Below are 22,423 nucleotides of genomic sequence, written 5' to 3'. Positions count from 1 at the left end.
GCGCCATGTGGCTTTTAGCCGCGTTGAACGCGCTGATTCGCCTGTTTCATGCGCATGTGCAGCAACGGATAAGGCTGGCCCATGCCGTCATGCTCGGAACGACCGATCACCTCGAACCCCTGTTTGAAGTAAAAGCCCAGCGCCTGCGGGTTCTGTTCGTTGACGTCCAGCTCATCGGCGTGCAGGTTTTCCAGGGCATAGCGCAGCAACTGTTTGCCCAGGCCCTGGCCGCGATGGGCCGGGTCGATAAAGAGCATTTCGATCTTGCCCGCCGCCACGCCGGCGAACCCGGTAATGCGCTGGCGCGGGTCTTTGGTGCAGATCAGCATCACCGCGTCGAGGTAGCGGGTCAGCACCAGGTTCTTCAGCAGCTCGATGTAGCTGTCCGGCAGAAAGTCATGGGTGGCGCGCACCGAGGCCTCCCACACTTGGGTGAGTTCTTCGTAGTCGCTGTGTTTCGGTGTGTGGATGGCCGAATGGTGGCGCATGCCCGCCTGCCTCTCATGGATGAATGAAGCGAATCCGTTCTCCACAAAACGATAGACGTAAAAAAGCCCCGCATCTCGTCAAGAGAGCGGGGCTTTTCGTATTTTTTGCGTTTAGATCTGTTCAGCCCACAGGTCGTATTCGTCGGCGTCGGTCACTTTGCACCAGACTTTGTCGCCTGGCTTCAGGTTGCTGCCGTTGTCGATAAACACGTTGCCGTCGATTTCCGGGGCATCGAAGAAGCAGCGGCCAACGGCGCCTTGCTCGTCGACTTCATCGACCAGCACTTCGATTTCACGGCCGACGCGCAGTTGCAGGCGTGCCGAGCTGATGGCCTGTTGGTGCGCCATGAAGCGGTCCCAACGGTCTTGCTTGACGTCGTCCGGCACGATGGCCGCGTCCAGCAGGTTGGCGGGGGCGCCTTCAACCGGCGAGTACTGGAAGCAGCCGACGCGGTCGAGCTGCGCTTCGGTCAGCCAGTTCAGCAGGTACTGGAAGTCTTCTTCGGTCTCGCCCGGGAAGCCGACGATGAAGGTCGAACGGATGATCAGGTCCGGGCAGATCACGCGCCAGTTCTTGATCCGCGCCAGGGTCTTGTCTTCGAAGGCCGGGCGTTTCATGGCTTTCAGGACTTTCGGGCTGGCGTGCTGGAACGGGATGTCGAGGTACGGCAGGATCTTGCCGGCGGCCATCAGCGGGATCAGCTCGTCGACGTGCGGGTACGGGTAAACGTAGTGCAGACGGACCCAGACACCGAGGCTGCTCAAAGCTTCGCAGAGTTCGGTCATGCGGGTTTTCACCGGCGCGCCGTTCCAGAAACCGGTGCGGTACTTCACGTCGACGCCATAGGCACTGGTGTCCTGGGAGATCACCAACAGCTCTTTGACGCCGGCCTTGACCAGGCGCTGGGCTTCGTCGAGCACGTCACCGACCGGACGGCTGACCAGTTTGCCGCGCATCGACGGGATGATGCAGAAGCTGCAGCTGTGGTTGCAGCCTTCGGAAATCTTCAGGTACGCGTAGTGGCGCGGGGTCAACTTGATGCCTTGCGGCGGCACCAGGTCGATCAGCGGGTTGTGATCCTGGCGCGGCGGCACGGCGTCGTGCACGGCGTTGACCACTTGCTCGTACTGCTGCGGACCGGTCACGGCCAGCACGCTTGGGTGCACCTTGCGGATGTTGCCTTCTTCGACGCCCATGCAGCCGGTCACGATGACCTTGCCGTTTTCCTTGATGGCTTCGCCGATCACTTCCAAAGACTCGGCCTTGGCCGAATCGATGAAACCGCAGGTGTTGACCACCACGACATCGGCGTCCTCGTAAGTGGACACGACGTCATAGCCTTCCATGCGCAGCTGGGTGAGGATGCGCTCGGAGTCGACCAGTGCTTTGGGGCAACCCAGGGATACGAAGCCAACCTTTGGATTGGCCGTGGCGGGAGTGGTGGACATGTCTAACCTCGGTATTTGTGACGCCTCCAGCCGTGATCGGCAAGGCGACAAACGGGCGCTTTGTTGCGCCTCTGATCAAAAAGTGCGCAATTCTAGCGATGAGAGGCGCACTTGACCAGCTTTATGCAGGGAAATACGACGAGTGCTGCGCTATGCTTCGCGCCGGTACGCTTTACCGAATTTTTACAGTCAACAAATCGTCTGTAACCTTAAGTAAAACAGCGCATGCTGCACGGCAAAGCATAGTGCTTCTTATAAAAAGTCCGAGTCTGGGTAGTAGGAGTTGTGGATGGGTCAGGCAAGTAGTCAGGCGGCGGGCGCCGAGCATTCGGTGGCGAAGCCGATCGGCATGCTGGTCGCGGCGGTCGGGGTGGTTTACGGCGATATCGGCACAAGCCCCCTGTACACCCTTAAAGAAGTGTTCTCCGGCGGCTATGGCGTACCGGTCAACCATGACGGCGTGTTGGGCATCCTGGCGCTGATCTTCTGGTCGCTGATCTGGGTCGTGTCGTTCAAATACATGATGTTCGTGCTGCGCGCCGACAACCAGGGCGAAGGCGGGATCATGGCCTTGACCGCGCTGGCCAGGCGGGCGGCGGCGGGGCATCCGAAGTTGCGCACCTTGCTGGTGGTCTGCGGGCTGATCGGTGCGGCGCTGTTCTATGGCGACAGCATGATCACCCCGGCGATTTCCGTGCTCTCGGCGATTGAGGGCCTGGGGCTGGCATTCGATGGCATCGACCATTGGGTGGTGCCGCTGTCGCTGGTGGTGCTGGTGGCGTTGTTCCTGATCCAGAGCCACGGTACCGCGCGCATCGGCATTCTGTTCGGGCCGATTATGGTCACCTGGTTTCTGGTGCTCGGTGCGTTGGGCGTCTACGGCATCGTGCAGCACCCGGAAGTGTTGAACGCGATGAACCCGGTGTGGGGCGTGCGTTTCTTCATCGTCCACCCGGGCATGGGCGTGGCGATTCTCGGCGCGGTGGTGTTGGCACTGACCGGTGCCGAAGCGCTGTACGCCGACATGGGCCACTTCGGCCGCAAGCCGATTGCCCGTGCCTGGTTCATCCTGGTGCTGCCGGCCCTGGTGCTGAACTACTTCGGCCAGGGCGCCTTGCTGCTCGGCGACCCGGAAGCCGCGCGCAACCCGTTCTACCTGCTGGCGCCGAGCTGGGCGTTGATCCCGCTGGTCGGCCTGTCGACTATGGCCACGGTGATTGCCTCGCAAGCGGTGATTTCCGGCGCGTTCTCCCTGACCCGTCAGGCGATCCAGCTCGGCTACATTCCGCGCATGCACATTCGCCACACCTCCAGCGCCGAACAGGGCCAGATCTACATCGGCGCGGTGAATTGGGCGCTGATGGTCGGCGTGATCCTGTTGGTGTTGGGTTTCGAATCCTCGGGCGCCCTGGCCTCGGCTTACGGCGTCGCCGTGACCGGGACCATGCTGATGACCACCGTGCTGGTGTCGGCTGTGATGTTGCTGCTGTGGAAATGGCCGCCGATTTTCGCCGTGCCGCTGTCGATTGGTTTCCTGCTGGTCGACGGCCTGTACTTCGCCGCCAACGTGCCGAAAATCGCCCAGGGCGGCGCCTTTCCGGTGATCGCCGGGATCGTTCTGTTTGTGCTGATGACCACCTGGAAACGCGGCAAGCAACTGCTGGTCGAGCGCCTTGACGAAGGTGGTTTACCGCTGCCGATCTTCATCAGCAGCATCGCTGTGCAACCACCGCACCGCGTCCAGGGCACCGCCGTGTTCCTCACCGCACGCCCGGACGCCGTGCCCCACGCGCTGTTGCACAACCTGCTGCATAACCAGGTGCTGCACGAACAAGTGGTGCTGCTGACCGTGGTCTACGAAGACATCCCGCGCGTCCCGGCCTCCCGGCGTTTCGAGGTGGACTCCTACGGCGAAGGCTTCTTCCGCGTCATCCTGCACTTCGGCTTCGTCGACGAACCGGACGTGCCGCAAGCGCTGAAACTGTGTCACCTGGATGACCTGGACTTCAGCCCGATGCGCACCACTTACTTCCTCAGCCGCGAAACCGTCATTGCTTCCAAACTCGAAGGCATGGCCCGCTGGCGCGAGGCGTTGTTTGCGTTCATGTTGCAGAACGCCAACGGCAATTTGCGGTTCTTCAATCTGCCGCTGAATCGGGTGATTGAGTTGGGGACGCAGGTGGAGATGTAAACCGGCGCTAGCAAAAAGCCCCCGTCAGCCTTGTGGCTGGCGGGGTTTTTTTGTGTCTTTAATTTTTTTTCAGGCCGCTCTACTTCCTATTCGGTCTTGGTCCGCGCAGGTCGCGGCGTCAGCACCTTCACCACATCATCGATCACGGCCTTGCCCATTGCCGTCAGGTAATGTGCGGCCCAGGCATGGCGGTCAGTGTCTTTGGCGTAGGCGGCCTCCTTGGCGAAGGATTTGGCGAGGAATAACAGGTCGCAGGCTTGTGACAAGGCATCAACGATGGGGACGCCGGCGCGGACGTTGAATAACGCCTGGTTCGAGCAGTAGATGACGGGGGTGAAGCCGATAGTTTTTAGTTCTGAAATCGCGGTCGAATCAACTTTAGTCATATGTAATTCCTAATTTGAAGGGCTGTCACATTCGTTTCCAAGCGAATGGGTGACAGCTATGCGCGGGTTGGAAAACCGGGAAATTAGGAAACCGGCACGTCCGAAGACGTCCCGCGCACAGCCGCCATAACTCAAGAGCGCAAAATAAAAAGCCTTTGCGATCGTGAAGGGCACGCTGTTGCGACTAATTTCGACGGGTTTCCAAGCCCGATCGCTGAATGGTCAGCGACGTCCGGAGAGTATCCCGTCGAAGAAAAGCGCAACAAGGCATCAAAGTGCCCAAAAACCACGATTCGGAGTTTGCCTACGAGGTCTGTCGGCGTCATCTGATATTGCGACACCGTTCAGTAAATGAAAGTAGCGTGGCAAGTGATTTTACAAGTCGTAGTTTTTTTCGTTGTAGCAGGCGAATGAGAAAAATCGAAAGTACTTGACTATTCAATATTTGTAATGAGACAAGTGTCCACGTTTTATGGAATGTGGACACTTGAGGTTTCTAGCTCCATGAAGAGTCAAGATATTTTGCTTTTGTTCAAGATGGCGAGCCTACACGCTCAGGAAGAAAACCTCTTTGGGAGGATGGAGTCTGAGTCGAATTCGAACACGGTTGAGGAATTACTGAAGCCCCTGCAGTTAAGCCGAATGACAGCAGGTGGGCGAGTGGGGCAACCGCTAGTCTCCTACCCCGCTGACAGTGAAGAAACTGTATTCCACCGTCGGGAATACCATTCATCCACGGATGACGAAGAGGGGTGGGAGGGGTGGTCGGAGCCTGTCCCTTCTGCGCCACTGGCGAGCTGGAGTGAAGGCTACTCGTTGCGGGCGTTGTCTGCGTCACTTGGACTCAGCAAAAGCGAGGTTTCCAATTCAATAGCCAGGTGTCGTGAGTCAGGATTGCTCACCAATGACTACGACACCGGACTTGCAAAAGTTAATCGGCGAGAGCTGCTTAAAATCACCGAGCACGCTCTGAAATACTTTTTCCCTGTGAAGCCGGGCGCAATGGTTCGCGGCATTCCAACAGGCTTCGCCGCACCAGCGCTGTCCAAAAGCATCAAGAGCGCTGGCGGGTTGATTCCGGTTTGGCCGGATGCACTTGGAACTGAGCGAGGTCAAGCGATAGAGCCGCTCTACAAGACGGTGCCGGAAGCGGTGAAGCGCGACAGAACCCTTTATCACTATCTTGCGCTGGCTGATGCGATCCGCCTTGGTGGCCCGCGAGAGTGTGGCGTGGCGATTAACATTCTGAAGGCAGGGATGGGGCTGAAATAACATGTCATCAAACTCTGATCACAACTACGAGCTCATAGAATTTGTTGCAGACGGCTTGGGGGAGGCGTTTCTGACTGAGGTGGCTTTTGTCGGCGGTTGCACAACAGCCATGCTGGTCACGGATGCGGCTGTGCTGGACGACATTCGTTTCACTGATGATGTTGACTTGGTGATCGAGCTGGCAGGCATTAGCGCTTGGCAACACCTCATAGAACGTCTGGCGGCCAAGAACTTCAAGATCACTGGTGAAGACGAAGTCAACTGTCGTTTCCGCTTCAACGACGTCGTTGTTGACGTGATGCCTTCTGATCCCGCTGTTCTGGGATATTCCAACCGTTGGTTCGTGGAGGGGCTGGCGAGGGCCGATAAATTTACATTGCCTAGTGGGGTAGTCATCCAGATATTCAAACCGACCTACTTTCTTGCCACGAAACTAGAGGCTTTCAGCGGTCGCGGTGGGGGCGATCCTTACCACAAGGACGTCGAAGATATCCTTATCTTGATTGATGGTCGTACAGAACTTTTGGAAGAGGTCCGCCAAGCCGAGCCTGAGCTCAAGGCATTCATCACGTCTGCAATTCGAGAGCTCGTGATGCTCAGGGATATCGACTACGTAATTGAAAGTTCGGGCTCGGTGCAGGCTAATCCGAATAGAGGGCGAATCATTCACAGGCGTATGAAAGATCTGGGCAACGCATGAGATACAACACCAGGTCAGTAATCGGACGGGCCAGGCAAGCCAATCATGATTCTGCTGGCGCTATCTGTGATGGTGACAGAGGGCTGTTCGTCGTCACGGATGGTACGTCGCTGCCCGGCAGCGGCCAGTTAGCGGAATGCTTCGTAAAAGGTGTTTTAGCGGCCTACCCGAAACACATGGATCAGGGAGGCGATATCACTAAGCACGGAGCTGTTGAGCTGTTACTTGGTTCAGTGCTGGCCGAGCTTCACTCCACGTTGTTTGCGGGCCAGACGGGGAGCGTGTGTTACCTGATCGGTTTCGCTGCTCGTGGGAAGCTCACACTTGCGTATGAGGGTGACTGTTCGTGCGGTGTAGTGACTCCGACAGGCTCAATCGAATGGATTACACCGCCCCACTGTAAAGCTAATTGGAGGCGCGACCGTTCGCACCGGGAGCTGGCGCAAGATCCTGCTCGAAATCGGGTAACTCGATGCATGAAGGTTAATCGTGCCCCGGACCCTGACTTTGTATCTCTCCCATTGGCCGTCGGTGAGCGACTTGTGTTCGTAACCGATGGCTTCTGGGCCGAGTTAACGGAGTCGCAGCAAAGCAGGTTGTTGTCAGCACCGGATAGCGACTTTATCGCTGTTGAAGATGACGTAACGTGGATAGATGTTCAGCTTTAGCCTTGGAAATACAGATGATCTGCATAAAGTCCGGCTAGCTGGAGTTGCTTCAAATCAGTACATGTAAAAAAGCCCCCGCAACCATCAAGCTGCGGGGGCTTTTTATTCGGCGGGGGCTCAGATCACTCCTGCGCCGTCGCCTCTTCCTTGGCCTGACGCTTGACGATGATGTCCACCAAGCGCTGTGCCAGCGCCGGGTAGTTCTCGTCGAAGTGATGGCCGCCAGGTAGTTTTATGGCTTCGCCGACAGCGGTCTTGTCTGTGCAGCCGCTCTCGTCGACTTCTTCTTCGCCGTAGATACACACCACTTTGTCGGCAGGCAGCTTGGCCATTTCCGGGCCGGTGGCGGCTTCTTTGCCGGCGTTGCCGAGCCAGCCTTCGACTTCGATTTCGAAGCTGCCGGTGCGGGCGAAGGCGAGCAGGATGATGGCGTCGACCCGTTGCTGTTCCGATTCCGCCAGGCGGTTGTAAATTGCTGGCAGGACGTCGGCACCGAACGAGTAACCGGTCAGGATGAAGCGCTTGGTGCCCCATTTCTGGCGGTAGTGCTGCATCAGCTCGGCGAGGTCCAGGGCGCTTTGTTCCGGGCTCTTGTGCTGCCAGTAGTAGCGCAGGGTGTCGATGCCGACCACCGGGTAGCCGATCTTGGCCATCTCGCCCGCCACGTCGCGGTCGAGGTCGCGCCAGCCGCCATCACCGGACAGGAACAGGGTCACGGTGTCCTTGGCCTGGCCAGCCGGGACTTCGACGACCGGAATCTGCAGGCCGCCCGCGGCTTTGTCGCCACCGACGAGGATCTTGCGCAGTTCGTTGTTCAGCACTTGCGGCAGGTTGATGTCGTAGTCGCTGATGCTGGTTTCGGCGTTCGGTTGATCACGCACGAAGCCCGCACTGGCGTCATCCGGGTTGTCGTTCCAGGCCACCAGCCAATGGCCGTGGGCGGCGCTTTTTGGCAGCAGGTGGGTGCAACCGGGTTTTTCCAGGGCCAGGTCCACCGAAACGGCCTGGGCCTTGTCGTTTTTCTGCTCGGACAACCAGCGCCAGGCCAGCACGGCGCCAGGGCCGATGCCGCTGACCAGGGTCGCCGGGCCTTTCAGTTCCCGCAGGCCGGATTGCAGGGCGCGGCTTTGCAGCAGGCAGTCTTTGGGCAGGATGACCTGGACGATCTGCGCCGACGCGCTGCGGCTCAGGGTTTTCAGTTGTTGATCACTGAGCTTTTGTTCAGCCGTGACCGCCACCAGCACCTGGGCTTTTGGCGTAGTGCCCGGAATAACCCGGGTCATGGCGGCGCCATCAGCCGGCGTCAGCTGTTCGAGGGTCGGTTCGGGTGCCGGGCGTTTCATGTACCAGTAGCCGCCACCGACAATCAGGGCCAACACGACCAGTGTGGCCAGTACGTACCGCAAGGAGCGTTGAATCATCAGCGTTTCACCAATCCAGTCAAGCCGCCCGCAATCAGGGCAGCAGTATCGGCCAGGGCAACCAGCGGATCGAGTCCGGCGGGCACGGCCATATAACGGGGTTCCCAGTCAGGCTGGAATTTGTCTTTGAAGCGGCGCAAGCCTTGGAAGTTGTAGAGCTGCTCACCACGGCGGAAGACCATCGAGCCCAGGCGCTGGGTCAGTGGTGCGCCGCGACGGGGTTGTAGACCCGACAGCGGCACCATGCCCAGGCTGAACTTGGCGTATCCATGATTTTTATAATGTTGAATCAGGCCGACCATCATGAACTCCATGGTCAGCTTCGGGGCGTCCGGGTGTGCGCGCATCAGGTCAAGGCTGGCCAAGTCATGGCCGTAGGTCTCGAGCAGGTTGGCGAACGCCACCGGGCGTCCTTCGAAACGAATCACCGCGACGCGGAAATGCTTGAGGTAGTCATCGCTGAAACGGCCGAGGGAGAAGCCTTTCTCGCGCACGTTCTTGCCGGTCAGCCAGGCATCGGAAATCACCTTCAGCTCATCCATCGGCGCGTGGCCCGGCTCATGGATCTCCAGCGACAGGCCGTCACGGGTGCCACGGTTCCAGGTGTAGCGCAGGTCTTTCATCTCTTTGCCCTTGGCTTCGAGATCAAAGCGAAGCAGATCGACCCGGGCTTCTTCGCCAAGCTTGATCGCGGTCAGGCCGATGTCCATGTAGTACGGCAGGTTCTCGGCGCGCACTTGATAGAAGACCGGACGGGCATGATGGATGTCGCAGAGGTCGCGGAACTGCCAGATCATCTCCGCCCGTTGCTGGGTCGGGCCGATCGGGTCGTACAGCGCCACGAGGCTGCGGCCACGGCGGGCGTACATCAGGAACGCCTCATCATTGGGGTGAAACAGCAGCGCCTTGTCACCGGTCAGGGCGAGACCACCGTCGGGTTGCGACGAAGCCATGAGGATCTTTACCGCGCGATCCAGTTCGTCCTGCGTCGGCAGGTGAATGATCGGGCGTGCGGTGCGCAGCAGCCAGGTCAGGGACACCACCACCAGCAACACCGCAGCGCCCAACAGCGAACGCAAACCACGGGGCGCGTCGGCGTCGAGGGTGAACTGCCACCAGAGTTGATGGCTATACGGAACGTCCTGATAGGCAAACAGCAGCAGCCAGATCGACGCGCCGAGCACGCACAGGCTGGCGACAAGATACAGCGGCGAGAACGGCAGTTCGGTCAGGCGACTGGCGCGATAGAACGAGCGGCGGAACACCCCGAGCAGGCTCGCCGTCAGAGTCATCAGGCAAGCTTCTTCCCAGTCGAAACCCTTGAGCAGCGAGAGCAGGGCGCCGACCAGCAACAGAATGGTGGTCAGCATCCACGCGGCCGACAGGCGACGACGCAGACCCTGGGCCAGCAACAGGCACAGCACGCCGATCAGGCTGGCGCCGAAGTGCGAGGCATCCACCAGGCGATGCGGAATCAGGAAGCCGATGTGCTCCAGGCGCGTGTCGATTTCCGGGGTCGCGCCGGAGAACAGCAGCACCACGCCGGACAGGAACACCAGCAGCGCCAGAATCGGTGCCGCCAAACCTGAGGCCGCCCGCAGTGACTGCCGGGACTGGAACAACCGTTGGCCTTCGTTGATCAGCAGGAACACGCAGGCCACCAGCAGCGGCAGCACCACATAAATCAGGCGATACAGTAGAAGCGCAGCGGCCAGTGGTGCAGCGCCGAGGGTGTCAGCGAACGCGGCCAGCAGAATGGCTTCGAACACCCCGACACCGCCGGGCACATGGCTGAGCACGCCAGCGGCCAGGGCCAGCAGATAGATCAGCAGGAAGGCGCCGAAGGGTGGGGCTTCCGGCAGCAACAGATAAAGCACGGTCGCGGCGGCGGCCACGTCCAGGGCAGTAATCACCAGTTGCAGAAGCGTCAAACGACGGCCCGGCAGGCGCAGGGTGCGGCGTCCAGCCTTGACCAGCAGATTATCCGGGTAAGGCTGCTCTGGCAGGCGACGGCGATAGATGCCGACGACCAGTGCGGTCGTGAGCAGCAACACCGCGGCGGCAATCACGCCCAGCAAGGTCTCCGAGAGGCCCAGTGCGGCGGAGGCGGCGGGCAGGTTGCTCAGGGTCGCCAGTGCCGCCAGCGGGGGCAGGGCGCAGCCCAGGGAGAGGCTGGCGAACAGCGTCATGTGCGCAACGTCCGCAGCCCCGAGGCCATGACGTGCATATAGACGGTAGCGAACCGAACCGCCCGACAGCATCGACAGGCCAATGGCATTGCCGATGGCAAACGCGGTGAAGCCGCCCAGGGCCAGGGTGCGTGGCGCCAGGGTTACGCCGGCGTAGCGGCTGGCGGACCATTCGTAGCCCAGCAGAATAATGAAGCCGACGATGGTCGCGCCCAGTGCGCCAATCAATGCCGGTTTTGGCACGTCCAGGATCGAATCGTGGAGCGCATACAGATCGAGTTCGCTTAATAAATGGCGACAGGCAATCAGCGCGATAGCGAACAACAGCAAGGTGACCGCAAGACCGATGGGTTGGCGGTATTTGCTGACCAGATCAAGCAGGCGCAAACGCTCGGCCTTGATAGGTTGTGTCGCTGTGACGGTGTCTTGTGGATCAGACGAGTTGGCGCGCATCAATCACCTCTTGGATTGTGCGCGACAGGATGGAGGTATCGAGCCAAGTTACCAATCCCTGTAGAAAAAAATAATCACAAATATTAACGCTTCTCGCCGGTTCGAGGCGATGGCGCGTCATCGGTCGTAGAGGGCCTGCCTGGCACAGAGCATAGTCTGAACTCAGAGCCTCGGTGATCCTGAACGGTTCACTGCACAGTGACAGATCATTGTTGCGAAAGGACTTTTTCAACAGATACAAAAAAGGCCACTCTTTCGAGCAGCCTTTTTTGATGTTTGGTTGCGGGAGCCGGATTTGAACCGACGACCTTCGGGTTATGAGCCCGACGAGCTACCAGACTGCTCCATCCCGCGTCTGTGTGGCGGCATTCTACAGGCGAACGACGGAGTGTCAACCGTTAATCCTGAATAGGGTCAAATAAGCGTAAGTGGGCGGCGAACGGTCGCGGGGGAGACCTAAGTTTCGGAATAGGAACGATTTCTTGTTCCTGCGTCGCCAGCTGTTACTTGCTCGTTTCTATTCAAATTTATAAAAGAGGCGCGCACAAAAAAGGCCACTCTTTCGAGTAGCCTTTCTTGATGTTTGGTTGCGGGAGCCGGATTTGAACCGACGACCTTCGGGTTATGAGCCCGACGAGCTACCAGACTGCTCCATCCCGCGTCTGTGTGGCGGCATTCTACAGGCGAACGCCTGAGTGTCCACCGTTAATCCTGAATAGGGTCAAATAAATGTAAATTGAGCGGCGAACGGACGCTAGGGAGACTTAAGTTGCGGAATCGGAACGATTTCTCGTTTCTGCACCGTCAGCCGTTACCTGCTCTTTCCTATCCAGGATTTACAAAAGCGACGCGCACAAAAAAGGCCACTCTTTCGAGTAGCCTTTCTTGATATTTGGTTGCGGGAGCCGGATTTGAACCGACGACCTTCGGGTTATGAGCCCGACGAGCTACCAGACTGCTCCATCCCGCGTCTGTGTGTCGGCATTCTACAGAGGATCGGCGATCTGTCAACCTTCAACTCAGAGAAAACCTCTTCCCGTTCAATCGCTTAGCTTGAAATTAGAGCTGGGTGATTGGCTGCAAGGTCGGTGTGGCAAGGCTTTAAGCTCTATCGGGTGAGGCTTTACGATTGAAAAAATAAATTCAACTGGTACTTTTCCTGCGGGGGAAAAGAACATTCAGAGTACTGGTGCTATATACAGGTGCCAGTGAGATACTGCCGATCCGGCTCGTCATTACGTCATTTCCTTGCCATGAACACCGCTTTTATATGACCCAACGCAAAATCATCCACGTCGACTGTGACTGTTTCTACGCCGCCATCGAGATGCGTGATGACCCGCGCCTGGCCGGTAAGCCATTGGCGGTGGGCGGGTCGGCGGACCGGCGTGGGGTGATTGCCACCTGTAATTATGAAGCGCGGGCCTACGGCGTGCGTTCGGCGATGTCGTCCGGGCATGCCTTGAAGCTGTGCCCGGACCTGACCATCGTCAAGCCGCGGATGGACGCCTATAGAGAAGCGTCGAAGGAAATTCAGACGATCTTCAGCGATTACACCGACCTGATCGAGCCGCTTTCCCTCGACGAGGCCTACCTGGACGTGTCGGACAGCGCGCATTTTGGCGGCAGCGCCACGCGGATTGCTCAGGACATCCGCCGTCGGGTCTCCAATCAGTTGCACATCACCGTCTCGGCGGGCGTGGCACCGAACAAGTTCCTGGCCAAGATCGCCAGTGACTGGAAGAAGCCCAACGGCTTGTTCGTCATCACCCCGGATCAGGTGGAAGACTTCGTCAGCGGATTGCCGGTGAGCAAGCTGCACGGCGTGGGCAAGGTCACCGCCGACAAACTCGGCAGGCTCGGCATCGTTGATTGTTCGCAGCTGCGTGAGTGGAACAAGTTGGCGCTGGTGCGCGAATTCGGCAGTTTCGGTGAGCGACTATGGAGTCTGGCCCATGGGATCGATGAGCGGCTGGTGCACAACGACAACCGTCGGCAATCCATCAGCGTCGAAAATACCTACGACGTGGATCTACCGGACCTGGTGAGTTGCCTGGATAAACTGCCTGAGCTACTGGAAACCCTCGCCGGGCGCATGGCGCGGATCGATAGCAGCTATCGGCCGGGCAAGCCGTTCGTCAAAGTGAAATTCCACGATTTCACCCAAACCACGCTGGAGCAGGCCGGGGCAGGGCGGGATCTGGGCAGCTATCAGTTGTTGTTGACCCAGGCGTTCAATCGCGGTGGCAAGCCGGTGCGGTTGTTGGGGGTCGGGGTGCGGCTGGAGGATTTGCGGGGCGGGTTTGAGCAGATGGAGTTGTTTGAGCGGTAGTTCGGTGTTGAATGTTGGGGTCTCATCGCGGGCAAGCCTTGCTCCTACAGGTATCAGGTTGAACGCGATTTCGCGTACGACATAAATCCTGTAGGAGCGAGGCTTGCCCGCGAAGTTTCTGCTGTTAATTCGGGTTCGGATCCGCCACCAGTCGCCCGGCATCCCGGGTCAACGACTTGAGGAATTCGGTCTGCAGCTCAGGATCGTTGCGCGTCAGTTCGATAAGGCTCTGTTCCAGCTCGCTGGCTTCTTCTTCCAGACCCAGTTCCGACAGGCGTTTGACCCGGTGTACCCACTGGCTCACTTCGTCGTCTTCAAGGTCGTCGTAAATCAGCCCGTGGGCTTCGAGCAACTTGCCACGCAAGCCACTGCTGACCGCCAGGGACGAGTCGGTGTGCACGTCGTCCTGGGCATCTTCGACCGTGATCAACAGCCGGCTCAGATGATTGATGTCATGTTCGGCGAACGGGCTGTCCAACAGGTTCAGGCGCAATACGCCGTTTTTGTCGGTGGTCAGCTCGAAGGTTTCCTTGCCAGCCTTGACCTGCACCGGGCGCTCGCTCCAGGGCAGGCTCGAGTATTCCGTGCGTTTGTCGCGCTGGACTTCGTCGATGCCGGCCAGGTTTTGCTGGGCACGACCGTGAGACTGCACGTTCATGAACGGGTTGATCCCGGCCACACCGTAGCTCAGCCAATCCTTCGTCACGCTGTCCGGCAAGTTGCCGAGGGCAAACACGTTGACCACGTTCGCGCCGACACCGGCCACCACGGCCACCATGCCCAGCGGGATCTCGTAGACCTCCCGCCAGGGTTGGTAAGGCGTGTAGCGGTCGTAGTGACGCGTGACTTCGAACTCAGTGACTTCGAAGGTCTTTTGCTCGTGGATTTTCACCCGACGTTGCGGCAGCTCAAGGACCTTGGGCTCACCGACATCGATCTGCAGGCTGTGATCGAGCAATTTGCGCTCGACCCGTTCCTCGTGCTCGCTGCGTTGTGACATCTGATTGGCACAGCCGCTGACCAGCAGGGTGCCGCACAGGGCGGCACCACCGAGGCCTAAGGTGTTTCGCTTGAACATGACTTCTCTATCTGGTGTCAGCGGCGGATTCGGGCCTGGAGGAAGGACAGCACGTCAGCGACCGGCAGGGCTTGCGCCTCGGCCTCGGTGCGGCTCTTGTATTCCAGATTGCCATCGGCGAGGCCGCGGTCACTGACCACGATCCGGTGCGGAATGCCGATCAGCTCCATGTCCGCGAACTTGATGCCCGGGCTGGTTTTCTTGTCGCGGTCGTCCAGCAGCACTTCGAAGCCTGCCGCGGTCAATTGCGCGTACAGCGTGTCGGTGGCTTCGCGAACCTGCTCGTTGTCGTAGCGCAGCGGTACCAGGGCAATCTGGAAGGGAGCCAGAGTGTCGCTCCAGATGATCCCGTTGGCGTCGTTGTTCTGCTCGATGGCCGCAGCCACCACGCGGGACACGCCAATGCCGTAGCAGCCCATTTCCAGGGTCACCGGCTTGCCGTTCTCGCCCAGCACTTCGCACTTCATCGCTTTGCTGTACTTGTTGCCCAGCTGGAAGATGTGCCCGACTTCGATGCCGCGCTTGATTTCCAGGGTGCCCTTGCCATCCGGGCTTGGGTCGCCGGCCACGACGTTACGCAGGTCGGCCACGGTCGGAACCGGCAGGTCACGTTCCCAGTTCACGCCGAAGTAGTGCTTGTCGTCGATGTTGGCGCCAATGCCGAAGTCGCTCATCAACTCGACCGAACGGTCGATGATGATCGGCAGCGGCAGGTTCAACGGGCCGAGGGAGCCGGCGCCGGCGCCAATCGCGTCACGCAATTCGCTTTCCGAGGCCATGACCAGCGGGCTGGCAACGCCTGGCTGTTGGGCAGCCTTGATTTCGTTCAGCTCGTGGTCGCCACGGATGATCAGGGCAATCAGCTTGCCTTTCTCTTCTGCGTGAACCACGAGGGTCTTGATGGTTTTTTCGATCGGCAGATTGAAGCCTTCGACCAGTTGCGCAATGGTCTTGGCGTTCGGGGTGTCGACCAGGCGCAGCTCTTCGGCCGGAGCGGCGCGGGAGGTTTCGCGCGGTACGGCTTCGGCTTTCTCGATGTTCGCGGCGTAGTCGGAACCGTTGCTGAAGGCGATATCGTCTTCGCCGGACTCGGCCAGTACGTGGAACTCGTGGGAGCCGGCACCGCCGATGGAGCCGTTGTCGGCTTCAACAGGGCGGAACTTCAGGCCCAGACGGGTGAACACGTTGCAGTAAGCCTGGTGCATGCGATCGTAGGTGATCTGCAGCGACGGCTGGTCGGCGTGGAAGGAGTAGGCGTCCTTCATGATGAATTCGCGACCGCGCATCAAACCGAAGCGTGGACGGATTTCGTCACGGAATTTGGTCTGGATCTGATACACGTTGATTGGCAGCTGTTTGTAACTGCTCAACTCGTTGCGCATTAGGTCGGTGATCACTTCTTCGTGGGTCGGGCCGGCGCAGAAGTCGCGACCGTGGCGATCCTTGAAGCGCAGCAATTCCGGGCCGTATTCTTCCCAGCGCCCGGATTCCTGCCACAGCTCAGCCGGTTGAGTGCTCGGCATCAACACTTCAAGCGAGCCGGCGGCGTTCATTTCTTCACGAACGACGGCTTCGACCTTGCGCATCACTCGCAAACCCATGGGCAGCCAGGTGTACAGGCCCGAGGCGAGTTTGCGGATCATGCCGGCGCGCAGCATCAGCTGATGGCTGATTACGACGGCATCGGAAGGCGTTTCTTTCTGTGTGGCAAGCAAAAATTGACTGGTGCGCATGGTTGGCCGTTGTCGGTTGCTGATGACGAGAAATGACGGAGCATTGTACGGGCGAGATCTGCTGACGTACAGAAGTGCGGCCGGCGGTGTGGCTCGATGGCGGGAAACCTCCCGCCATTCGGGACGTTTCCTATGACTCTTCCACGGCCGGTGTCTGGAGCGGTTCGGGCGTCGGCGTCGGGCCGGCCTTGCGGCTCTCCTGGAACCAGTGCAGCGCGATCAGCAGCAGGGTCGGCACGCCGAGCAGGGCTGTGATCAGGAAGAAGTTGTGATAGCCGAATTTCTCCACCATGACCCCGGAGTAGCCGCCGATCAGGCGCGGCAGCAAGAGCATGATCGAGCTGAGCAGGGCGTATTGGGTGGCGGAGAACTTGAGGTTGGTCAGGCTCGACAGGTACGCGACGAACGCCGATGTCGCCAGGCCCGAGCTGAAGTTGTCCAGGGAAATGGTCAGGATCAGCATGTTCAGGTTGGCGCCCATGTCGGCGAGCATCAGGAACAGCAGGTTGGTGCCGGCCGAGGCGATACCGCCGATCAGCAGGATCGGCAGGATACCGAAGCGCACGATCAGCAGGCCGCCCATGCCGGCGCCCACCAGGGTCATGATCAGGCCGAAAATCTTGCTGACGCTGGCGATCTGATCCTTGGTGAAGCCTTGGTCGATGTAGAACACGTTGGCCATCACGCCCATGACCGTGTCAGACATCCGGTAGGTGGCGATCAAGCCGAGCAACAGGAACGCTTGCCAGCGGTAGCGCAGAATGAAGTCGTTGACCGGCGTTAGCACCGGCGCCAGGCCACGGCGGCCCATGGCCGACAGGCACAGGGCGGTCAGCGTGATATAGAGGATGGCCCGCAGGAACGCGCGGTCTTCGAGCAGCAGGTCGAGCAGGCTCTCGCCCTGGAACAGCACGGCGGCGAAATCCGTGTTGTAGAGCTGGGTGAACATGGCCGGCACCGACACCAGCAGCACGATCAGCACAAACACCGAGGCCAATTGATGCGCAAAGCTGTAGCGCCCCGCCTGCAACTGAGTGCGCAACGGCACCGGCGGCTCGCGCATGAACAGGCTGGTCAGCAGTGCGGGGATCATCAGCGCACCGAACAGCACATACGTGCCGGCCCAGGCCGAGTGTTGGTAGTTGAAACCCGTGGAGCCGAAGCCTTCGGCGAAGAACAGCGCGCCGGCGGTGGCCAGCAGCGCGGCGATGCGATAACCGGACATGTAGCTGGCGGCCAGCGCCGCCTGTCGACTGTCTTCGGCGATTTCCAGGCGATAGGCGTCGACGGCAATGTCCTGGGTCGCCGAAGCGAAAGCCACGATCACCGCGATGGCGATCAACCAGGACAAATGCTTTTGCGGGTCGCAGAAACCCATGCCGATCAGGCCGAGGATCACCAGCGATTGGGACAGCACCAGCCAGGAGCGGCGTCGACCGAGCTTGCCGAGTAATGGCAGGCGCCATTGATCCAGCAGCGGGGACCACACCCATTTAAAGGCGTAGGCCAGGCCTATCAGGCTTGCATAGCCAATGGTTTCGCGGGCCACACCGGCCTCGCGCAACCAGACCGACAGCGTCGAAAACACCAGCATGTAGGGCAGGCCGGCGGCGAAACCAAGCAACAACAGCACAAGCGTTGATGGGCTGGCATAGGCGGCGAGCGCGGCGCGCCAGGTTTTACGGGGCATGGGCTGGAGTCTGCCTCAAGATTACGGAAACAAAGCGCGCACTCTAACCGCTGTGCTCTACCGGGCGCCAGCCATGACGCTGAATATCAACACGATTGTTCAGGATACTAATGCCTTCGGTGCGCAAACGCGCCCGTTGTTCATCCCCCGATGGGCTTCCCGCCGGCAGACTGATCCGACCGCCGGCACCAAGCACGCGGTGCCAAGGCAACCTGGTGTCGCCGGGCAACTGGCTCAGCGTGCGCCCGACCCAGCGTGCCGCGCGCCCCAACCCTGCCAACTCGGCCAATTGTCCATAACTCACCACTTTGCCCTCGGGCACTTGGGCCAAGGTCAGGTACAGCGCCGTGCGTCGGATTTGCGCCGGGCTTTCGTTTTCCGTCGTTTCGTCTGTCACGTCCGCAGTTCCTGAAGAAATTCGATTTTGCGCCCACAGATTAAGTCCAGAAGCAGCAATTGAGAAATGAACTCAATAGAAATAGTCGGGTCAGTCCTTGCTAGCGCCTTGTTCCTTGGGATAATGCCGACTTTTTTTCGCAAACCAGAGCCTTCGATCTGCTTATGTTGTCCAGAACCTTGTTGTGCCTCGCTGTCTTCAGTGCTTCCACGCCTTTGCTCGCCGACACCGTATGGTTGAAAAACGGTGACAAATTGAGCGGCAAGATCACCGTGTTCGATGGCGGCAAACTGCTGATCCAGACCGAATACGCCGGTGCGGTTCCAATCGACTGGAAGCAGGTCAAGACCCTGGAAAGTGATCAGGAATTGTTGGTCAAGCAGGATGCCTACAACGGCGAGAAGGCCAAATCCTTGAAGGCTGCCGAAGATGGCAAGGTGACCTTGGCCAATGGCGAGGCGCCGAAAACCGTCGAGTTGGCGAGTATCCAGCAGATTCTCAAGCCTAAACCGGTGGTCGAAGACCTGGTCTGGAAGGGTAATGTCGACATGGCCCTGGATTACCAGCGCGCCGAGAAGGACACCGACGACTACGATATCGGCTTCAAGACCACGGCCCGTCATGGCCGCTGGCGGCATACGGCCGAGGGCGAGTACAACCGCGAATTCCAGGATGACGTGGTGACCACCGACAACTGGCGTGCCGAGTACTCCCTTGACCGATTCCTCACCGAGCACTGGTACTGGGATGGTCGCGTGAACTACAAGCGCGACAAGGTCGAAGAGTTGTCCCGTCAGCGTGTGGTCGGTACCGGTCCGGGGTATCAGTTCTGGGACAACGAGCTGGGCGCGTTCTCGCTGGGTTCGCTGCTCAACCGCACCGATTACGAATACCGCGATGGCGGCAAGGACAACTTCTATTCCGTGGCCATGAAGTGGGACTACAACCGCTATCTGGTGGGCAAGAAGGTCGAGTTCTTCACTAATGGCGAAGTGGGCAAGCCGCTGTCCGGCGTGGCCGATTACGCGCTCGATGCCGAATTGGGTTTGCGCTACAAAGTCACCGACTGGGCTTCGCTTAACCTCAAGGCCGAGCGCGACATCATCAGCGGCACCAATGATGCTGATTTGAACAAGACGCGCTATACCGCAGGGTTTGGCGTGGCTTGGTAAAACGCTCAAAGATCAAAAGATCGCAGCCTTCGGCAATGCCTACGATGAATCAACGTTCATCCTGCAGGCACTGCCAAAGGCTGCGATCTTTTTTTTGATGTGATTGCGTCAGGTGCATTCACCTTGACGGACGCCGGCCTCGTATCGGCATTCGCCGTTCGGGCTGCCATCCTGTTTCCATAGGCGCATCACGCCTTGCTCACGCCCCTCGACGTAATCGACGGACGTATTCATCTGGCCGTTTTCATACCAGGTGATGGTCGGGCCTTCCAGTTTGCCGTCCTTGTAGGATTTTTGTTCCTTGAGCTGGCCGTTGGCGTACCACTCCTTGAAGTCGCCCTGTTCGCGGTGCTGCTCATCCCACTGCCATTGCACGGTTTGTACGCCCTGATCGTTCCAGCTGGCATGGCTGCGCTGCACGGAATGCTCGTCGACAAAGACTTTCTGTTTCACCGTGGCGTTGGGGTGATACTCGATTTGCCAGCCTCGCGGCGCATTGTCGACGTAGTCCGTGCTGCTTTGCAGCGAACCGTCCGGGAAGTAGGAAAGGTTGGGGCCGGCCATTTTGCCGTTGACGTACTGACCACGTGACTTGATCTTGCCATCGGGGTAATAGCCGAGGATCGGGCCGTCCAGCACGTCATTGTGATAAGTGAGGCGGCCGATGATCGCGCCGTTTTCGTCGTACTCCAGGTACTCGCCATCCACATGCTTGCCGGCGTGCCAGTTGTAGGCCTCTGCCTTCTTGCCGTTATCGTGGTAGGTGGTTTCCCAGCCTTCCAGGTCATCGTTCAAGTAGTTCGCGCGCTTGATGACAACCCCGCTTTCGGAATAGGTGATTGCCTCGCCCTGGCGTTGGCCCTTGGCATCGTTCTGATAGCTTTGTCCGAGCTTTCCGCTCGAGTAGTAGGTTTTTGAGGCGAGGACGGGCCTGCCTGAGACAAAGTCTTTGGCGTTGACGTAATAGTCGCGGCGCAGTTTGCCAGATTCGACGTAAAAGACTTTGGCGTGCCAGGCCTTGCGTTTGCTGACGTAGGCCATCGGCATTTTCAGGAAGTAAGCCGCCTGACCTTTGCTGGTTGGTGCGTAGTCTTCGTCCAGATACAGCTTTCCGTCCACCAGGGAGGCGGTCAGGTTGCCGCACTCTTCGGGCGTACACGGACGGACCTTTTCAAAAAAAGCCCGTTTGCCGTCACATTCCGAGAGCGTTATCAACAGTGGTGTTTCGTCGTCTATCAGTTGCTGGACTTCATTGAGCAGTCGACCAAACGATTCGTTGGGTACGCCCACCGATTCCGGTGTGAGGTAGACCTCGTTGCTGCCGCAAGTGTGTGGCGTAGAGAGTTCCAGCAAAGCCGCCGCGCGCAGTTCTGGCTGGGGAATGCCCTGGATGGCAGGGCCTTGGCCGATATAGGTGGCGTGGGTATCCATGCCGATGATGATGGTCGGATGGTCGGGGCGGGGATTGGCGTGAATCGAGAAGGGGAGTGCGAGCGTGATCAGCACTGCGCCCAGGGTTTTCCATTGGTTGAACGGCATCCTGCTGCTTCCATGTGATTTTCCAGGTGGCGAATCATATAGAAGGACGAGAAGATGGCCCAACGCAAAAACAGGCGCCCACAAAAAAGCCCCGCTTTTAAGGGCGGGGCTTTTTACTAAAGCAAGTACAAGTTAGATAACTTGAACTTCTTCAGCTTGCATGCCTTTCTGACCGCGGGTAGCGATGAAAGAAACCTGTTGGCCTTCTTTCAGGCTTTTGAAGCCGTCGGATTGGATTGCTTTGAAGTGAACGAACAGGTCGTCACCGGATTGTGGAGTGATGAAGCCGAAGCCTTTTTCATCGTTGAACCACTTAACGGTACCAGTTTGGCGATTAGACATGGTGTAACTCCTTGAACAAAGATAACTGCGACGCAGGAAGAACCCTGGCCGAGACTGAGTGCAAAGAGCAGGAAAAATTCTTGTAGATGGTTGGATCGAAATTCAACATATCGTGTAGAGATTCTCAGTGACACAAGCAGCACAGTGGCGCCACCTTAACCCTTTTTCCGGAACGTGCCAATGCTTCCTGCGAAGGTTTCTCTGTTTTCGTGACTGACGGTGCATCGTTTTGGCGGGAAGACCCGGCAATCAGGGGGGATCGGCGAGAATTAATAGCTGCGCTTTGAACCCGGAGTGCGCGCCTAGTAAGATGCCGGACAGAATTTTTCCACCTCGCTATTCAGGACACCCCGCCATGAGCATCAAATCGGACAAGTGGATTCGCCGCATGGCGCAAGAGCACGGCATGATCGAACCGTTCGTCGAGCGCCAGATGCGCGGCGAAGGTGCCGAGCGCCTGATTTCCTATGGTGTGTCGAGCTACGGCTACGACGTACGTTGCGCCGGTGAGTTCAAGGTGTTCACCAACATCAACTCGGCCATCGTCGACCCGAAGAACTTCGACGAGAAGAGCTTTGTCGACGTGACCAGCGACGTCTGCATCATCCCGCCGAACTCCTTCGCCCTGGCCCGCACCGTGGAATTCTTCCGCATTCCGCGCAACGTGCTGACCATCTGCCTGGGTAAAAGCACCTACGCCCGTTGCGGCATTATCGTCAACGTGACGCCGCTCGAGCCTGAGTGGGAAGGCCACGTGACCCTGGAATTCTCCAACACCACCACCTTGCCGGCGAAAATCTACGCCAACGAAGGCGTCGCACAGATGCTGTTCTTCGAATCCGACGAAGAGTGCGAAGTCTCCTACAAGGACCGTGGCGGCAAGTACCAGGGCCAGCGCGGCGTCACCCTGCCACGCACCTGAT

17 protein-coding genes and 3 tRNA genes are annotated in these 22,423 nt (G+C 58.9%); 6 read left to right on the top strand and 14 right to left on the bottom strand.

Annotated elements, in window-relative coordinates; genetic code table 11:
• Positions 1-14 precede the first annotated feature (14 nt).
• Together FQ192_RS03185 and rimO are read right to left on the bottom strand one after the other, a co-directional pair.
• Positions 15-488, bottom strand: a complete 474-nt coding sequence (locus tag FQ192_RS03185; RefSeq protein WP_149657332.1) for a GNAT family N-acetyltransferase — start codon at positions 486-488, stop codon at positions 15-17.
• Positions 489-599: 111 nt separating this feature from the next.
• Positions 600-1,937, bottom strand: a complete 1,338-nt coding sequence (gene rimO / locus FQ192_RS03180; protein ID WP_149657331.1) for a 30S ribosomal protein S12 methylthiotransferase RimO — start codon at positions 1,935-1,937, stop codon at positions 600-602.
• 289 nt (positions 1,938-2,226) lie between these two features.
• Between rimO and FQ192_RS03175 the strand changes: the two genes are divergently transcribed.
• Positions 2,227-4,128 (top strand): potassium transporter Kup, encoded by a 1,902-nt coding sequence (locus FQ192_RS03175; RefSeq protein WP_149657330.1) that lies wholly within the window; start codon positions 2,227-2,229, stop codon positions 4,126-4,128.
• A gap of 86 nt (positions 4,129-4,214) precedes the next feature.
• On the opposite strand, the gene FQ192_RS03170 is transcribed toward FQ192_RS03175, so the two are convergent.
• Complete coding sequence (locus tag FQ192_RS03170) at positions 4,215-4,514, bottom strand: DUF3077 domain-containing protein (protein WP_149657329.1); 300 nt, start codon at positions 4,512-4,514, stop codon at positions 4,215-4,217.
• Between the two features lie 504 nt (positions 4,515-5,018).
• Here FQ192_RS03170 and FQ192_RS03165 point away from each other — a divergent pair.
• Both FQ192_RS03165 and FQ192_RS03160 read left to right on the top strand, forming a co-directional pair.
• The gene (locus FQ192_RS03165; protein WP_149657328.1) at positions 5,019-5,786 is read left to right on the top strand and encodes a MarR family transcriptional regulator; all 768 of its coding nucleotides are present in this window, start codon (positions 5,019-5,021) and stop codon (positions 5,784-5,786) included.
• Between the two features lies 1 nt (position 5,787).
• Positions 5,788-6,486, top strand: a complete 699-nt coding sequence (locus FQ192_RS03160; RefSeq protein ID WP_149657327.1) for a hypothetical protein — start codon at positions 5,788-5,790, stop codon at positions 6,484-6,486.
• A gap of 790 nt (positions 6,487-7,276) precedes the next feature.
• On the opposite strand, the gene FQ192_RS03150 is transcribed toward FQ192_RS03160, so the two are convergent.
• The 5 genes from FQ192_RS03150 to FQ192_RS03130 all read right to left on the bottom strand — a co-directional run bounded on the left by FQ192_RS03150 (position 7,277) and on the right by FQ192_RS03130 (position 12,187).
• Complete coding sequence (locus FQ192_RS03150) at positions 7,277-8,575, bottom strand: virulence factor family protein (RefSeq protein ID WP_149657325.1); 1,299 nt, start codon at positions 8,573-8,575, stop codon at positions 7,277-7,279.
• Positions 8,575-11,217 (bottom strand): bifunctional lysylphosphatidylglycerol flippase/synthetase MprF, encoded by a 2,643-nt coding sequence (mprF, locus tag FQ192_RS03145; protein WP_149657324.1) that lies wholly within the window; start codon positions 11,215-11,217, stop codon positions 8,575-8,577. Before mprF ends, FQ192_RS03150 begins: the two co-directional genes overlap by 1 nt.
• A 277-nt stretch (positions 11,218-11,494) precedes the next feature.
• A tRNA-Met gene (locus FQ192_RS03140) sits at positions 11,495-11,571 on the bottom strand.
• Positions 11,572-11,801: 230 nt separating this feature from the next.
• Positions 11,802-11,878, bottom strand: a tRNA-Met gene (locus FQ192_RS03135).
• A gap of 232 nt (positions 11,879-12,110) precedes the next feature.
• A tRNA-Met gene (locus FQ192_RS03130) sits at positions 12,111-12,187 on the bottom strand.
• 300 nt (positions 12,188-12,487) lie between these two features.
• Between FQ192_RS03130 and dinB the strand changes: the two genes are divergently transcribed.
• A complete protein-coding gene (dinB, locus tag FQ192_RS03125; RefSeq protein ID WP_149657323.1) occupies positions 12,488-13,549 on the top strand; it encodes a DNA polymerase IV in 1,062 nt (353 codons plus the stop codon).
• 124 nt (positions 13,550-13,673) lie between these two features.
• Here dinB and FQ192_RS03120 read toward each other — a convergent pair whose 3' ends face one another.
• The 4 genes from FQ192_RS03120 to FQ192_RS03105 all read right to left on the bottom strand — a co-directional run bounded on the left by FQ192_RS03120 (position 13,674) and on the right by FQ192_RS03105 (position 18,447).
• On the bottom strand, positions 13,674-14,627 hold the full coding sequence (locus FQ192_RS03120) for a hypothetical protein (protein ID WP_149657322.1): 954 nt from the start codon (positions 14,625-14,627) through the stop codon (positions 13,674-13,676).
• A gap of 17 nt (positions 14,628-14,644) precedes the next feature.
• Complete coding sequence (locus FQ192_RS03115) at positions 14,645-16,360, bottom strand: proline--tRNA ligase (protein WP_149657321.1); 1,716 nt, start codon at positions 16,358-16,360, stop codon at positions 14,645-14,647.
• A gap of 130 nt (positions 16,361-16,490) precedes the next feature.
• A complete protein-coding gene (locus tag FQ192_RS03110) occupies positions 16,491-18,050 on the bottom strand; it encodes an AmpG family muropeptide MFS transporter (RefSeq protein WP_149657320.1) in 1,560 nt (519 codons plus the stop codon).
• 43 nt (positions 18,051-18,093) lie between these two features.
• Positions 18,094-18,447 carry an MGMT family protein gene (locus FQ192_RS03105; RefSeq protein ID WP_149657319.1) on the bottom strand — a complete coding sequence of 118 codons (354 nt, stop codon included), beginning with the start codon at positions 18,445-18,447 and terminating at the stop codon, positions 18,094-18,096.
• A gap of 164 nt (positions 18,448-18,611) precedes the next feature.
• Here FQ192_RS03105 and FQ192_RS03100 point away from each other — a divergent pair, with 164 nt between their 5' ends.
• A complete protein-coding gene (locus tag FQ192_RS03100; protein ID WP_149657318.1) occupies positions 18,612-19,619 on the top strand; it encodes a DUF481 domain-containing protein in 1,008 nt (335 codons plus the stop codon).
• Between the two features lie 108 nt (positions 19,620-19,727).
• Here FQ192_RS03100 and FQ192_RS03095 read toward each other — a convergent pair whose 3' ends face one another.
• Positions 19,728-21,158 (bottom strand): toxin-antitoxin system YwqK family antitoxin, encoded by a 1,431-nt coding sequence (locus tag FQ192_RS03095; protein ID WP_149657317.1) that lies wholly within the window; start codon positions 21,156-21,158, stop codon positions 19,728-19,730.
• A gap of 132 nt (positions 21,159-21,290) precedes the next feature.
• On the bottom strand, positions 21,291-21,500 hold the full coding sequence (locus FQ192_RS03090) for a cold-shock protein (protein WP_002554837.1): 210 nt from the start codon (positions 21,498-21,500) through the stop codon (positions 21,291-21,293).
• Positions 21,501-21,855: 355 nt separating this feature from the next.
• Between FQ192_RS03090 and dcd the strand changes: the two genes are divergently transcribed.
• Complete coding sequence (gene dcd / locus FQ192_RS03085; protein WP_054047011.1) at positions 21,856-22,422, top strand: dCTP deaminase; 567 nt, start codon at positions 21,856-21,858, stop codon at positions 22,420-22,422.
• Position 22,423: the final 1 nt, after the last annotated feature.

The organism is Pseudomonas sp. ANT_J12 (assembly GCF_008370045.1).
GTDB lineage: Bacteria > Pseudomonadota > Gammaproteobacteria > Pseudomonadales > Pseudomonadaceae > Aquipseudomonas.
Note: the sequence above shows the minus strand (reverse complement) of the source record. Positions and strands in the feature narration are given on the sequence as shown.

Bases quoted from the DNA above. Each gene is read 5' to 3' on its own strand.
- FQ192_RS03185 (WP_149657332.1), bottom strand. From the start codon at position 488: ATGCGCCACCATTCGGCCATCCACACACCGAAACACAGCGACTACGAA.
- rimO (WP_149657331.1), bottom strand. From the start codon at position 1,937: ATGTCCACCACTCCCGCCACGGCCAATCCAAAGGTTGGCTTCGTATCC.
- FQ192_RS03175 (WP_149657330.1), top strand. From the start codon at position 2,227: ATGGGTCAGGCAAGTAGTCAGGCGGCGGGCGCCGAGCATTCGGTGGCG.
- FQ192_RS03170 (WP_149657329.1), bottom strand. From the start codon at position 4,514: ATGACTAAAGTTGATTCGACCGCGATTTCAGAACTAAAAACTATCGGC.
- FQ192_RS03165 (WP_149657328.1), top strand. From the start codon at position 5,019: ATGAAGAGTCAAGATATTTTGCTTTTGTTCAAGATGGCGAGCCTACAC.
- FQ192_RS03160 (WP_149657327.1), top strand. From the start codon at position 5,788: ATGTCATCAAACTCTGATCACAACTACGAGCTCATAGAATTTGTTGCA.
- FQ192_RS03150 (WP_149657325.1), bottom strand. From the start codon at position 8,575: ATGATTCAACGCTCCTTGCGGTACGTACTGGCCACACTGGTCGTGTTG.
- mprF (WP_149657324.1), bottom strand. From the start codon at position 11,217: ATGCGCGCCAACTCGTCTGATCCACAAGACACCGTCACAGCGACACAA.
- dinB (WP_149657323.1), top strand. From the start codon at position 12,488: ATGACCCAACGCAAAATCATCCACGTCGACTGTGACTGTTTCTACGCC.
- FQ192_RS03120 (WP_149657322.1), bottom strand. From the start codon at position 14,627: ATGTTCAAGCGAAACACCTTAGGCCTCGGTGGTGCCGCCCTGTGCGGC.
- FQ192_RS03115 (WP_149657321.1), bottom strand. From the start codon at position 16,360: ATGCGCACCAGTCAATTTTTGCTTGCCACACAGAAAGAAACGCCTTCC.
- FQ192_RS03110 (WP_149657320.1), bottom strand. From the start codon at position 18,050: ATGCCCCGTAAAACCTGGCGCGCCGCGCTCGCCGCCTATGCCAGCCCA.
- FQ192_RS03100 (WP_149657318.1), top strand. From the start codon at position 18,612: ATGTTGTCCAGAACCTTGTTGTGCCTCGCTGTCTTCAGTGCTTCCACG.
- FQ192_RS03095 (WP_149657317.1), bottom strand. From the start codon at position 21,158: ATGCCGTTCAACCAATGGAAAACCCTGGGCGCAGTGCTGATCACGCTC.
- FQ192_RS03090 (WP_002554837.1), bottom strand. From the start codon at position 21,500: ATGTCTAATCGCCAAACTGGTACCGTTAAGTGGTTCAACGATGAAAAA.
- dcd (WP_054047011.1), top strand. From the start codon at position 21,856: ATGAGCATCAAATCGGACAAGTGGATTCGCCGCATGGCGCAAGAGCAC.